The sequence below is a fragment of the Hydrogenophaga sp. GW823-FHT04C09 genome (assembly GCF_058796355.1).
Map to the genome: position 1 here is coordinate 26272 of NZ_JBXAIO010000006.1, position 12432 is coordinate 38703.

12 protein-coding genes are annotated in these 12432 nt (G+C 66.4%); 9 read left to right on the forward strand and 3 right to left on the reverse strand.

Going from position 1 to position 12432, the window contains the following annotated elements:
• Nucleotides 1-4: 4 nt before the first annotated feature.
• On the reverse strand, nt 5-577 hold the full coding sequence (locus AC1Q9M_RS17135; RefSeq protein WP_492434782.1) for a DOMON-like domain-containing protein: 573 nt from the start codon (nt 575-577) through the stop codon (nt 5-7).
• Nucleotides 578-738: 161 nt separating this feature from the next.
• Here AC1Q9M_RS17135 and AC1Q9M_RS17140 point away from each other — a divergent pair, with 161 nt between their 5' ends.
• The 5 genes from AC1Q9M_RS17140 to AC1Q9M_RS17160 all read left to right on the forward strand — a co-directional run bounded on the left by AC1Q9M_RS17140 (nt 739) and on the right by AC1Q9M_RS17160 (nt 6306).
• Nucleotides 739-1581 (forward strand): GNAT family N-acetyltransferase, encoded by an 843-nt coding sequence (locus AC1Q9M_RS17140; protein WP_492434784.1) that lies wholly within the window; start codon nt 739-741, stop codon nt 1579-1581.
• Nucleotide 1582: 1 nt separating this feature from the next.
• Complete coding sequence (locus AC1Q9M_RS17145) at nt 1583-2518, forward strand: UDP-2,3-diacylglucosamine diphosphatase (RefSeq protein ID WP_492434786.1); 936 nt, start codon at nt 1583-1585, stop codon at nt 2516-2518.
• 30 nt (nt 2519-2548) lie between these two features.
• A complete protein-coding gene (locus tag AC1Q9M_RS17150) occupies nt 2549-3649 on the forward strand; it encodes a glycosyltransferase family 4 protein (RefSeq protein ID WP_382157384.1) in 1101 nt (366 codons plus the stop codon).
• Nucleotides 3650-3725: 76 nt separating this feature from the next.
• On the forward strand, nt 3726-5804 hold the full coding sequence (ppk1, locus tag AC1Q9M_RS17155; RefSeq protein ID WP_382325189.1) for a polyphosphate kinase 1: 2079 nt from the start codon (nt 3726-3728) through the stop codon (nt 5802-5804).
• A gap of 19 nt (nt 5805-5823) precedes the next feature.
• The gene (locus AC1Q9M_RS17160; protein WP_444686707.1) at nt 5824-6306 is read left to right on the forward strand and encodes a SixA phosphatase family protein; all 483 of its coding nucleotides are present in this window, start codon (nt 5824-5826) and stop codon (nt 6304-6306) included.
• Here the strand turns inward: AC1Q9M_RS17160 and AC1Q9M_RS17165 are convergent, their stop codons facing one another.
• On the reverse strand, nt 6307-6798 hold the full coding sequence (locus AC1Q9M_RS17165) for a hypothetical protein (RefSeq protein WP_382325186.1): 492 nt from the start codon (nt 6796-6798) through the stop codon (nt 6307-6309). It lies immediately after the preceding gene.
• 99 nt (nt 6799-6897) lie between these two features.
• Nucleotides 6898-8382, reverse strand: a complete 1485-nt coding sequence (gene ppx, locus AC1Q9M_RS17170) for an exopolyphosphatase (RefSeq protein WP_382325184.1) — start codon at nt 8380-8382, stop codon at nt 6898-6900.
• Between the two features lie 210 nt (nt 8383-8592).
• Here ppx and pstS point away from each other — a divergent pair, with 210 nt between their 5' ends.
• From pstS to pstB, 4 genes are all read left to right on the forward strand, one after another.
• Nucleotides 8593-9624: a phosphate ABC transporter substrate-binding protein PstS gene (gene pstS / locus AC1Q9M_RS17175; protein ID WP_382157395.1), complete on the forward strand. Its 1032-nt coding sequence runs from the start codon at nt 8593-8595 to the stop codon at nt 9622-9624.
• A 108-nt stretch (nt 9625-9732) separates the two neighbouring features.
• The gene (gene pstC, locus AC1Q9M_RS17180; RefSeq protein WP_382157397.1) at nt 9733-10713 is read left to right on the forward strand and encodes a phosphate ABC transporter permease subunit PstC; all 981 of its coding nucleotides are present in this window, start codon (nt 9733-9735) and stop codon (nt 10711-10713) included.
• Between the two features lie 11 nt (nt 10714-10724).
• Nucleotides 10725-11579 carry a phosphate ABC transporter permease PstA gene (pstA, locus tag AC1Q9M_RS17185; RefSeq protein ID WP_382157399.1) on the forward strand — a complete coding sequence of 285 codons (855 nt, stop codon included), beginning with the start codon at nt 10725-10727 and terminating at the stop codon, nt 11577-11579.
• Nucleotides 11580-11621: 42 nt separating this feature from the next.
• Nucleotides 11622-12416: a phosphate ABC transporter ATP-binding protein PstB gene (gene pstB, locus AC1Q9M_RS17190; protein WP_382157401.1), complete on the forward strand. Its 795-nt coding sequence runs from the start codon at nt 11622-11624 to the stop codon at nt 12414-12416.
• Nucleotides 12417-12432 lie beyond the last annotated feature (16 nt).

A 12432-nucleotide genomic window follows, 5' to 3' on the forward strand; every position in this document is an offset into this window, starting at 1 on the left:
TGGGTCAGGGCAGGGGTGCGGCCAGCCGCAGGGCGCGGCCGTCGGGGTGGTGGAAGTCGGGGCGTTCGTTCGGGTGGTGCAGCGCCCAGTAGCTCAGATGGCCATTGCGCTCCTCGATCACGGCGCACAGGCCCAGGCACAGCGCGGAAGGGCTGCGGGGCAGGGCGGCGGCCGGCAGGCGCGCGGTGAGCGTGAGGGCGCGCGGCGTGGTGTGGGCCAGGGGGGGGCGCAGCAACGCGCGGTCGCGGGCTTCGGCCGCCTCATCGCGCTGGCGTTCGGATGAAAACCGGTAGGCGGCCCACTCGCTCGACGGCGAGAAATTGAACTCGCGGTAGGCGGCCTCGCCGTCGGCGGCCACGAAGGCCTCCAGGCAGGTGTGCCGCCACAGGCCGTCGGTGGGCACGGGCGCGGCCGGTGCCGGGATGCGCAACGCCGTGGTGTCCCCCCGCAGCGCGTAGCGCAGCCGCAAGCCATCGGCGTGGACGCGGACCTCCACCGACACCGTCAGCACCACACCACTGGGCGTGGCGGGGTGACAGCGCAGCTGCGCACGGAGGGGGGCGGGGTTGGGATTCACAGCTTCGTATTCTGGCAGGCCCCCTGGGGGTGGGCCGTTGTCACCAAAACTTCATGCGATTGCCATGCGGGAGACACCCGTGGTTCGCACACTGCCTGTTCATGACCACAGCTTCACTCAACTCCGCGCCCCCGGTGGGCGCACTGACCCAGGAGCCCGCCATGAAAGAACTGCCCACCCCCACGCTGGACCTTTCGCCGGTCTCGTTGCCACGGGGGTCACTTCATCCCCGCCCGCTTTTCTCGCCAGCGCCGCAGCCCGTCAGCGGTGGCATCGCCGTCTCCTGGGCGCGGCATCTGGACGAGGTTCGTGAAGCGCAAAGGCTGAGGTTCGACGTGTTCGCCACCGAGATGGGCGCGCGCCTGCCGCAGCAGGTGCCCGGCCACGACGTGGACCTGTTCGACGATTTCTGCGAACACCTGCTGGTGCGCGATGCCACGAGCCAGCGCGTGATCGGCACCTACCGCGTGCTGACCCCGGCCCAGGCCAAGCGCGTGGGCAGCACCTACAGCGACACCGAATTCGACCTGACCCGCCTGCGCGCCGTGCGCGAGCGCATGGTCGAACTGGGCCGCAGCTGCGTGCACCCCGATCACCGCCACGGTGGCGTGATCATGGCGCTGTGGGGCGCGCTGGCCGAGTTCATGGTGCGCAACCAGCTCGACACCATGATCGGCTGCGCCAGCATCCCGATGCAGCACGAAGGCCCGCACGGCATGGTGGGCGGGGGCCATGCGGCGGCCAGCATCTGGCGGCAGGTGAAGGCGACGCACCTGGCCCCCATCGACTGCCACGTGCGGCCCCGCCTGCCACTGCCGATCGAGCAGCTCGACGACACACTCGACGTGGAGCCGCCCGCGCTGATCAAGGGCTACCTGCGCCTGGGCGCCAAGGTGCTGGGCCCTCCAGCCTGGGACCCGGACTTCAACGCGGCCGATCTGCCCATGCTGATGCGCATCTCGGACCTGCCGGCGCGCTACCGCAAGCATTTCCTGGGGGCGTGACATGGCCCCACCCGCTGCGCTTCGCGCGACCCCCCAGGGGGCGGCACTGGCGGCCTGGCAAAGCCAGTTCCGCGGTGCGCTGGCCGATGGAGGCGCTGCGCCGCTGCCCGACGATGAGCCCCACGGCGATGGCAGCGAACGTGCCCGCTATCGGGCCGTTTTCATTTCCGACCTGCACCTGGGCACCGCGGGTTGCCAGGCACGGCCGCTGCTCGATTTCCTGAAGCACTACCCCAGCCACACCCTGTACCTGGTGGGCGACATCATCGACGGCTGGCAACTGCGCCGCAAATGGTATTGGCCGCAGGCGCACAACGACGTGGTGCAGAAGCTGCTGCGGCGCTCGCGCAAGGGCTGCCGGGTGGTGTTCGTGCCGGGCAACCACGACGAATTCGCGCGCCAGTTCGATGGCCACAACTTCGGCGGCATCGAGGTCGCGAACGAGGCGGTGCACACCACGGCCGACGGCCAGCGCCTGTGGGTGGTGCACGGTGACCACTTCGACGGCGTGATCCAGTGCGCCAAGTGGCTGGCCTACCTGGGCGACAACGCCTACGAACTCACGCTGCGCCTGAACCGCCACCTCAATTCGCTGCGCGCGCGCCTGGGCCTGCCCTACTGGTCGCTCTCGCAGTACCTCAAGCACAAGGTCAAGAGCGCGCTGAACTACGTGACCGACTTCGAGCGCGCGGTGGCGGCCGAAGCCCGCTCGCGCGGCTACCAGGGCGTCGTCTGCGGCCACATCCACCGGGCGGAAATGCGGCACATCGACGGCACGCTGTACTGCAACGACGGTGACTGGGTGGAGAGCCTGACCGCGCTGGTGGAGCATCTGGATGGCCGCCTCGAGCTGGTGCACTGGAGCGAGCAGGCCACAACGCCGCTGTCCCACGAGGAGCGGTCGCCAGAACCGCAGACCGAGGGCCAACCGTCCTGAGTCGGCTTGCGCCAGGGGGAGACGCATCGCATGAAAATCCTGATCGTGACCGACGCCTGGCAACCCCAGGTCAACGGCGTGGTGACCACGCTTGTGGAACTGGCGCGGCAGCTGCAGGCCAGCGACCACGAGGTGGTGGTGATCCACCCGGGCCAGTTCCGCACGCGGCCTTGCCCTGGTTATGCAGGCATCGACGTCGCGCTGTTTCCCGGCCGCCGCATGCGCGAATTGATCAACGCGGCCGAACCGGACGCGATCCACATCGCCACCGAAGGCCCGCTGGGCTGGGCCGCGCGGCGCCATTGCCTGCGCCGCAAACTGGCGTTCACCACCGCCTTCCACACCAAGTTTCCCGAGATCCTGCACGCGGCCCTGGGCGTCCCCGTGTCGTGGGGGTACGCGCTGTGTCGCCGCTTTCACCGCCCCAGCAGCGGCGTGATGGTGCCCACGCAGGGCGTGCTCGACATGCTCAAGGCGCGGGGTTTTGGCCAATTGCGCGCCTGGACGCACGGCGTGGACACGCGCCTTTTTTCGCTGACGGACCCTCCCACCAGCTATGCGCCGCTGGGGCCGCTGGCGCACCCCGTCAGCCTGTTCGTGGGCCGCCTGTCCTACGAGAAGAACATCGATGCCTTCCTGCGCATGGACCTGCCGGGCAGCAAGGTGGTGTGCGGTGTGGGGCCGTTGACCTCGGCGTTGCGCCAGCGCTACCCGAATGTGCATTGGCTCGGGGTGCTGCCCCGCCATGAGCTGGCGCAGGTGTACGCCGCGGCGGACGTGTTTGTGTTTCCCAGTCGCAGCGAGACCTTTGGCCTGGTGATGCTCGAGGCCATGGCTTGTGGCGTGCCGGTGGCCGCCTACCCGGTGGACGGCCCCCTGCAGGTGATTGGCAACAGCGGGGCCGGTGCCCTGCGCGACGATCTGCGCGAGGCCTGGAAGGACGCGCTCAAGGTCAAACGCCACGAAGCGCGGGATCGCGCCCTCCAGTTCGGATGGGGGCGGGCGGCGACGCTGTTCGTGTCCCACCTCAGCGTCCTGCCCCGGCCCCGCCGACCGAGGTCCGCGGTTCGCGCCATGAAGGAGGTGGATGGCACGGTACTGTCACACAAACGTCATCCAATCGTTGAATAATCGACACATGGTGCGCCAGGGATCACCGGCCGGGAGCGGCGGGCAGCAGGCGAACCCTTCGATTCCAGCGGCATCCATGAGCGGCAACACCCTGCATCAGAAGCTACCCCTCCTCGATCGCGATCACAGCATCCTCGCCTTCAACGAACGCGTGATGGACTGGGCGCGCCGGGCCGACGTGCCGTTGCTGGAGCGCCTGCGCTACTTGAGCATCGTCTCCAGCAACCTGGACGAGTTCTTCGAAGTCCGCGTGGCGCCCCACCTGACGGCGGCCCGGGCCAACGAACAGCGCGGCCCCTTCACCTCGCTGTCCTACGAACAGCTCTCGGACAAGGTGCATTCGCTGGTCGCCCAGCAATACGCCATCTACAACGACGAGTTGCTGCCGCTGCTGGAGAAGAAGGGCATCAAGCTGATCTCGCACGGCGAGCGCAATCCGCGCCAGCGCCGCTGGGTCAAGGAGTTCTTCATCAAGGAAGTGCAGCCGCTGCTGATGCCGGTGGGGCTGGACCCGGCCCATCCGTTCCCGCAGGTGGCGAACAAGTCGCTCAACTTCATCGTGCGCCTCACGGGCAAGGACGCTTTCGGCCGCGAGAACGAGATCGCCATCGTGAAGGTGCCGCGCATCCTGCCGCGCTTCTTCCGCATGCCTCCGGTCAAGGGCTCCAAGCAGACGCACTTCGTCTCCATCTCCAGCCTGATCCGTTCGCACCTGAACGACCTGTTTCCCGGGCGCCAGGTCACCGAGTTTTCCCAGTTCCGTGTCACCCGCCATTCCGATCTGGCGGTGGACGAGGAAGAAGTGAAGAACCTGCGCACCGCTTTGCGCAAGGGCTTGCAGCAGCGCCACTATGGCCAGGCCCTGCGGCTGGAGGTCTCGGCCGGCTGCTCGATCCACCTCTCCAACTTCCTGCTGGAGCAGTTCGCGCTGACCGAGCGGGCGCTGTACCGCGTGCCCGGCCCGGTCAACCTCGTGCGGCTGAACCAGCTGATCGACCAGGTCGAAGCACCCGCGCTGCGCTTCGAGACCTACAGCGCGGGCTGGCCGGCCCAGCTCACACCCGGGCAGTCGTACTTCGAGCGCCTGCGGCAGGGCGACGTGCTCATCCACCAGCCCTTCGAGAGTTTCGATGCGGTGCTGGGCTTCCTGCGCGAAGCGGTGGAAGACCCCGACGTGCTGGCCATCAAGCAGACCATCTACCGCACGGGCGCCAAGTCGGAGCTGATGAACCTGCTGCGCGAAGCCGTGCGCCGTGGCAAGGAAGTGACGGCGGTGGTGGAACTCAAGGCGCGCTTCGACGAAGAGGCCAACATCAACTACGCCGAACGGCTGGAGTCGGTGGGTGCCCAGGTGGTCTATGGCGTGGTGGGCCTCAAGACGCACGCCAAGATGCTGCTGGTCACGCGCCGCGAGGCCACGGGCCTGCGCCGCTACGCGCACCTGTCCACCGGCAACTACAACCCCGGCACGGCGCGCCTCTACACCGACCTGAGCTACCTCACGGCCGATGACGCGCTCACCGCCGACCTGGAGCAGATCTTTCTGCACCTGGCGAGCCAGAACCGCCTGCCCAAGCTCAACAAGGCCCTGATCGCGCCGTTCCATCTTCACAAGGCCATGCTCGACAAGGTGGAGGCCGCAGGTGCCGCCGCCAAGGCCGGGCAGGACGCGCGCATCGTTCTGAAGATGAACGCCCTGACCGACGAGCCGATGGCGCGTGCGTTGGCCGTGGCCTCCCAGCAGGGTGTGAAGATCGACCTGATCGTGCGCGGCGCCTGCATCCTGCCCGCGCAGGTGCCGGGCTTCACCGACAACGTGCACGTGCGCTCGGTGATCGGGCGCCTGCTGGAGCATTCCCGGGTGTTCTACTTCCGCACCGGCGAGGTGGAGGAGCTCTGGCTCTCCAGCGCCGACTGGATGAACCGCAACATGCTGCGGCGCATCGAACTCGCGTGGCCCGTGACCGACAGCGCGCTGCGCCATCGCATCATCGACGAGTGCCTGCAGGCCTACCTGCACGACACCAAGGACGCGTGGCTGCTGCGGCCGGACGGCAGCTACGTGCCCGCCGGGGCCAACGGCAACGGCCGGGGCCGCATCACCTTGCATTCGGCGCAGGCCAGCCTGATGGCCCTGTATGGCAGCAAAGGCTGACGACATGGAAAACCGGACCATGGACCTGATTCTGTGGCGGCATGCCGAGGCGCACGACCACCCCGAGCCATTGACCGGGCGACCCGGTGATCCCCAGGATCTGGCGCGCCGGCTGACCCCGCGCGGCGAAAAACAGGCCACCCGCATGGCCGCCTGGCTGGATCGGCAACTGCCCGATGGCGCCCGCATCTGGAGCAGCCCGGCGGTGCGCTGTGAAGAGACGGTGCTGGCGCTGGGCCGCAAGTACAAGCTGCGCGACGACCTCTCACCCGACGGCGACCCGCTGGCCTTGCTGGAGCTGGTGCAATGGCCCTACGGCAAGTCGCCGGTGGTGGTGGTCGGCCATCAGCCCACGCTGGGGCGCGTGGTGGCCCGCCTGCTGGGCCTGACCGAAGAGGACTGTTCGGTGAAGAAGGGCGCCGTGTGGTGGCTGCGCCACCGCGAGCGCGATGGCGTGGGCCAGACCGTGGTGGTCACGGTGCAGACGCCCGAGCTGATCTGATCAGACGGCTTTTTTGGCGGGTGCCGCGCGGCGGACCACCGGGCGCTTGACGGCGGCCTTGGGTGCGGGGGCCGATTTTTTTGCGCTTGCTTTCTTGGCCACGGGCTTGGCGGCAGGGGATGCCGCCTTGGCCGCAGGCTGGGCGACAGCGGGTGCGGCCGGCTTGGCAATCGCCTTGGTCGCGGGTTTCGCGGCCTTTTTGGCGGTGGGCTTTGCCGCGGGCTTGGTGGCCGCCGGCTTGTCGGTCACCGTCGGGCGGCCCGTCTTGAGCGTGGGCACGGCAGCGAGGGCCACCTTGTAGGCCGCGTCGTTCAGGCCTTGCAACACCATCAACCCAGCGCGCAGCAGTTCGCTTTTCTTGACGCTGGAGCCCAGTGCGATCGCACGGGTCTTGAGCTGGTCGATGGCGGCGAACTCGGTCTTGGGGATGGTGAAGCTGTCGCGCACCAGCTTGGGTTTCTTGGGGCTGGTTTTGTTGCTCTGACTGGCCATGAATGCACTCCGGGGATGACAAAAGGGGCCGGAGTATAAACCGTATATACCGTTTCCCGTCTACCTCGGAACAGTGACAGCTGTGTGACAGTGTGGGCGCTACCGGATGTCCGCCGTGAACTTCCAGGCCGACTTCTGCCAGGCCACCACCTCTTCCCCCAGCAGCCAGGCCGACTGCGGGTAGCGTTTGGCCCATCCCGGGTTGGTCGAGAGCTTGAAGGCGCGCGACTTGTAGCTCAGCTTGACCGATTGGTACTCCGGCATCTGGCGCGCGTGGCAGAGCAGCACGGCCAGGCGCAGCGCCATGAGCTGCTTGGCGAACAGCTCGTCCATCAGGGCGTCTTCGAGTTTGCGCAGCTTGCCGCGTTGGCCCATCACCAGCTGGCTCATGCGGTGCAGTTCGGGCAGGGAAAAGCCCGGGGCATCCATGTTGTCCAGGATGTACGCGCCGTGGTGGTGGGAGCGTTCGTGCGAGATGTGCGTGCCGATCTCGTGCAGGCGTGCCGCCCACGCCAGTTTCTGCGAGTAGCGCTCGTTCTGTGCGTCGAGCGCCGCGATCTGGGCGAAGAGGGCGGTGCTGACCTCGCTGACCCGCTGGGCCTGCACATCGTCGGCCGAGAAACGGTGGGCCAGCCAGCGCACGGTGCGCTCGCGCACGTCGCCGCCGTCGGTGTCGCGATCAATCAGGTCGTAGAGCGCACCGTGGCGCAGCGCGCCCTGGGCCGGCACCATCTGCTCGATGCCGAACAGGTCGAAGATGGCGCGCAGCACGCTCACGCCGCCACCGATCACCGGGCGGCGGTCGTCTTTCAGGCCCTCCAGGCGCAACTGGTCGGCGCTGCCGGCCTTGATCATCCGCTCGGTCAGCCAGTCCAGCCCGGCGCGCGTGACCACGCCGGAGGCCCAGCCATTGGCCGCGAGCATGTCGGCCACCGCCCCCACGGTGCCCGAGGAGCCGTAGGCGATGGTCCATTCGGGCGGGGGGAATTTGTCCAGCGCCTCGTCGATCACGGCCTTGGCCGCCACTTCAGCGGTCTTGAAGGCCGATGCGGTGAACTGGCCGCGCGGAAAATAACGCGTGGACCAGGCCACGCTGCCCAGCCGGTACGACTCCATGGCGCGCGCCGTGTAGCCCTGGCCCAGGATCATCTCGGTCGAGCGCCCGCCGATGTCCACCACCAGGCGCTTTTCGTCCGAGTGGGGCAGCAGGCGGGACACGCCCTGGTAGATCAGGCGGGCTTCTTCATGGCCCGACACCACGTCGATCGAGAACCCCAGGATGGCCTGGGCGTTGCGCAGGAACTCGTCGCGGTTTTTCGCTTCGCGCAGGGTCTGAGTGGCCACGGCCCGGACCTGCTGTTTCTTGAAGCCGTGCAGCCGCTCGGCGAACCGTGCCAGGCACTCCCAGCCGCGCTCCATGGCGGCCTGGCTGAGGTTCTTTTCCTCGTCCAGCCCGGTGCCCTGGCGCACGGTTTCCTTCAGGTATTCGATGCGCTCGATGTGGCCCGAGTGGTAACGGCCGATCTCCAGCCGGAAACTGTTGGAGCCGAGGTCGATGGCGGCGAGGAGGGTTCCGTTTTGCATGCGAGACGACGGCGCGGGGCCGAGGGGTGGCCCCAGGGGCTGGATTGAGCGGGAAAACCCGGATTGTGACGCATGGCCGTGAAGCGCCGCCTGTCGGTGGTCTCAGGAATGATCGCCTGTTGTGTGACAAGCGTTCGATGTCACATGGATGTCATATTGCCTGCCTAAAGTCCTCCTTGTTCTGAATCCCCAACCGCTAGGAGTCACTTCATGATCAACAAACGAATTTTCCTCAAGACCGTGGCCGCAGCCGCCATGGCGACCGCTGGCATGGGTTCCGCACTGGCCGCCGACATCACCGGCGCAGGCGCTTCTTTCCCCTACCCGATCTATGGCAAGTGGGCTGAGGCCTACAAGAAGGAAACCAACGTTGGCCTGAACTACCAGTCCATCGGTTCTTCGGGTGGCATCCGCCAGATCAAGGCCAAAACTGTGGCCTTTGGTGCTACCGATGCCCCTGTCTCCGGTGAAGACCTCGACAAAGACGGCATGGTGCAATTCCCCGCCATCATTGGTGGCACGGTGCCCGTGATCAACCTCGAAGGCTTCAAGCCGGGCGAACTGCGCGTGACCGGCCCCGTGCTGGCCGACATGTTCCTGGGCACCATCACCAAGTGGAACGACCCCAAGCTGGCCGCCCTGAACCCCGGCAAAGCGCTGCCTGACCAGGCCATCACCGTCATCCACCGCTCGGACGGCTCGGGCACCACCTTCAACTTCACCGACTACCTGTCCACCGTCAGCAAGGACTGGGCCGACAAGGTGGGCAAGGGCGCCGCCGTGAAATGGCCGGCCGCTTCCTCCGTCGGCGGCAAGGGCAACGAAGGCGTGGCCGCCAACGTGACCCGTGTGAAGGGTTCGCTGGGTTACGTGGAATACGCGTACACCAAGAAGAACAACATGCCTTTCCTGCAACTGCAGAACAAGGACGGCAAGTACGTGAGCCCGGACGACAAGTCGTTCGCCGCCGCGGCTGCTGGCGTGAACTGGTTCAGCGTGCCGGGCATGGGCGTGTCCATGGTCGATGCCAAGGGCGCCGACAGCTGGCCCATCAGCACCGCCTCGTTCATCCTGATGTACAAGCAGCCGACCGACAAGGCCCAGTCCGCCGAAGTGCTGAAGTTCTTCGACTGGTCCTTCAAGAGCGGCAAGCAGATGGCCGCCGACCTGGACTACGTGGCCCTGCCCGACAGCCTGACGAACGAGATCCGTTCCAAGGTCTGGTCGCAGATCCAGAAGTAATCAGCAACCGACTTGTCCGATGACATCCGCCGGCTGGAAAGGGCTGGCCGGCGGATCCCGTTGTTCTCAGGATCACAATACGGAGTCAACATGAGCGTGGGAACAACCATGAGTTCGAAATCTGCGCCGGCAGCGTCCGGCAACCCCAGCATGGTGTCGATTGCCAAACGGCAACGCATCGAGGACATCTTCTTTCACCGGGTCACCCAGGGCTTCTCGCTGCTGGTGCTGGTGGCCCTGATGGGCATCATCATTTCCCTGTTTGTCAATGCCTGGCCGGCTTTCCAGAAGTTCGGCCTGGGTTTCGTCTGGCGTGTCGAATGGGACGTCGTCAACGAGGAGTTCGGCGCCGCGATCGCCATCGTGGGCACGCTGGCCAGCGCCGGCATCGCCTTGCTGATTGCCGTTCCCCTGGCCTTCGGCATCGCGCTTTTCCTGACCGAAAACTGCCCCGTCTGGCTGCGCCGCCCCCTGGGTACGGCCGTTGAGTTGCTGGCGGCCGTGCCGTCCATCATCTACGGCATGTTCGGTCTGTTCGTCTTCGCACCCCTGTTCGCCGACTACGTGCAGCCCGGCATGCAAGGCCTGCTGGGCTCGATGCCGCTGATCGGGCCCCTGTTCGGTGGTGCCACCAACGGCATCGGCATCCTGGCCGCCGGCATCGTGCTGGCCTTCATGGTGCTGCCCTTCATTGCCGCGGTGATGCGCGACGTGTTCGAGATCGTGCCGCCCATCCTGCGTGAATCGGCCTATGGCCTGGGTTGCACGACCTGGGAGGTGGTGCGCCGCGTGGTGCTGCCCTACACGCAAAAAGGCGTGATCGGCGGGATCATGCTGGGCCTGGGCCGCGCACTGGGGGAGACCATGGCCGTGACCTTCGTGATCGGCAACGCCAACCGCCTACCGACTTCGCTGTTCTCGCCCGGCACCTCGATCGCCTCGACGCTGGCCAACGAGTTCGGTGAAGCGGCCGACTTCCACCTCTCCACCCTGTTCGCCCTCGGTTTCCTGCTCTTCGTCATCACCTTCATCGTGCTGTCAGCTGCCAAGATCATGCTGCTGCGCGCTGAAAAGGCCAAAGGTCTCTGAGACACCACACCATGGAATTCAACCACCGCCTCTACAAGCGCCGCCAGCGCGCCAATGCCATCGGCCTGACCCTGTCCATGGGCGCCATGGTGCTGGGCCTGTTCGTGCTGCTCTGGATCCTTAGCGTGCTGTTCAGCAACGGCCTGGCCGCGCTGGACTGGAACATGTTCACCCAGTCCACGCCGGCGCCGGGCACGGATGGCGGCGGCCTGGCCAACGCCATCGTCGGCAGCCTGATGATGGTGGGCTTCTCGGTGCTGGTTTCCACGCCCATCGGCATCTTTGCCGGCGTGTACCTGGCCGAGTACGGCGATACCAGCAAGACCGCCGAGCTCACGCGTTTCGTGACCGACATCATGCTGTCGGCCCCTTCCATCGTGCTGGGCTTGTTCGTGTACGCCATCGCCGTGGCCACGCTGGGCAACTTCTCCGGCTGGGCCGGCAGCCTGGCGCTGTCGCTGATCGCGGTGCCTGTGGTGGTTCGCACCACCGAGAACATGCTGCGCCTGGTGCCGGGCAGCCTGCGCGAAGCGGCTTTCGCCCTGGGCGCGCCGCGCTGGAAAGTGGCCACGCTGGTGACGCTGCGCGCGGCCAAGAGCGGCGTGATGACCGGTTTGTTGCTGGCCGTGGCCCGCATCAGCGGCGAAACCGCGCCGCTGCTGTTCACCGCCCTGAACAACCAGTTCTTCAGCACCGATATGGGTGCGCCCATGGCCAACCTGCCAGTGGTGATCTTCCAGTTCGCCCTGAGCCCTTACGACAACTGGATTCGACTGGCCTGGGGGGGCGCGTTGCTGATCACCCTCTCGGTGCTGGCCCTCAACATCGTGGCGCGGGTCTTCCTGCGCGAAAAGAAGGCGGGCTGAGCCCCGTCCCCGCACAACCGAATACCCGACACGGAACCGACCATGCCCAACACCGCCACTGCCTCGGCCGCCACGGCCACCGCCAAGAATGCGCTGGAGCTGCGCAACCTGAACTTCTTCTACGGCAAGTTCCAGGGCCTGAAGAACGTCAACATGAACATCGAGGAGCGCAAGGTCACCGCCTTCATCGGCCCCTCGGGTTGCGGCAAGTCCACGCTGCTGCGCACGCTCAACCGCATGTACAGCCTGTACCCCGGCCAGCGCGCCGAGGGCGAAATCAATTTCTACGGCCAGAACATCCTGGACTCCAAGCAGGACATCAACCTGCTGCGCGCGCGCATCGGCATGGTGTTCCAGAAGCCCACGCCGTTCCCGATGTCGATCTACGACAACATCGCTTTCGGCGTGAAGCTGTACGAAGATCTCAGTCGCGGCGAGATGGACGATCGGGTGGAATGGGCGCTGTCCAAGGCGGCCCTTTGGAACGAGGTCAAGGACAAGCTCAACCAGAGCGGCCTGTCGCTCTCCGGCGGCCAGCAGCAACGCCTGTGCATCGCGCGCAGCGTGGCCGTGAAGCCCTCGGTGCTGCTGCTCGACGAACCCACGTCCGCGCTGGATCCGATCTCCACCGGCAAGGTGGAAGAATTGGTGCACGAGCTCAAGCAGGACTACACCATCGCCATCGTCACGCACAACATGCAGCAGGCTGCCCGCTGCAGCGACTACACCGCCTACATGTACCTGGGCGAGCTGATCGAATTCGGTTCGACCGAGCAGATCTTCTTCAAGCCGAACAAGACGGAGACGGAAGACTACATCACGGGCCGTTTCGGCTGAGCCCGCTCATTCAGCG

Coding starts and splice junctions, on each gene's coding strand:
- AC1Q9M_RS17140 (WP_492434784.1), top strand. CDS start 739: ATGAAAGAACTGCCCACCCCCACGCTGGACCTTTCGCCGGTCTCGTTG.
- AC1Q9M_RS17145 (WP_492434786.1), top strand. CDS start 1,583: ATGGCCCCACCCGCTGCGCTTCGCGCGACCCCCCAGGGGGCGGCACTG.
- AC1Q9M_RS17150 (WP_382157384.1), top strand. CDS start 2,549: ATGAAAATCCTGATCGTGACCGACGCCTGGCAACCCCAGGTCAACGGC.
- ppk1 (WP_382325189.1), top strand. CDS start 3,726: ATGAGCGGCAACACCCTGCATCAGAAGCTACCCCTCCTCGATCGCGAT.
- AC1Q9M_RS17160 (WP_444686707.1), top strand. CDS start 5,824: ATGGACCTGATTCTGTGGCGGCATGCCGAGGCGCACGACCACCCCGAG.
- AC1Q9M_RS17165 (WP_382325186.1), bottom strand. CDS start 6,798: ATGGCCAGTCAGAGCAACAAAACCAGCCCCAAGAAACCCAAGCTGGTG.
- ppx (WP_382325184.1), bottom strand. CDS start 8,382: ATGCAAAACGGAACCCTCCTCGCCGCCATCGACCTCGGCTCCAACAGT.
- pstS (WP_382157395.1), top strand. CDS start 8,593: ATGATCAACAAACGAATTTTCCTCAAGACCGTGGCCGCAGCCGCCATG.
- pstC (WP_382157397.1), top strand. CDS start 9,733: ATGAGTTCGAAATCTGCGCCGGCAGCGTCCGGCAACCCCAGCATGGTG.
- pstA (WP_382157399.1), top strand. CDS start 10,725: ATGGAATTCAACCACCGCCTCTACAAGCGCCGCCAGCGCGCCAATGCC.
- pstB (WP_382157401.1), top strand. CDS start 11,622: ATGCCCAACACCGCCACTGCCTCGGCCGCCACGGCCACCGCCAAGAAT.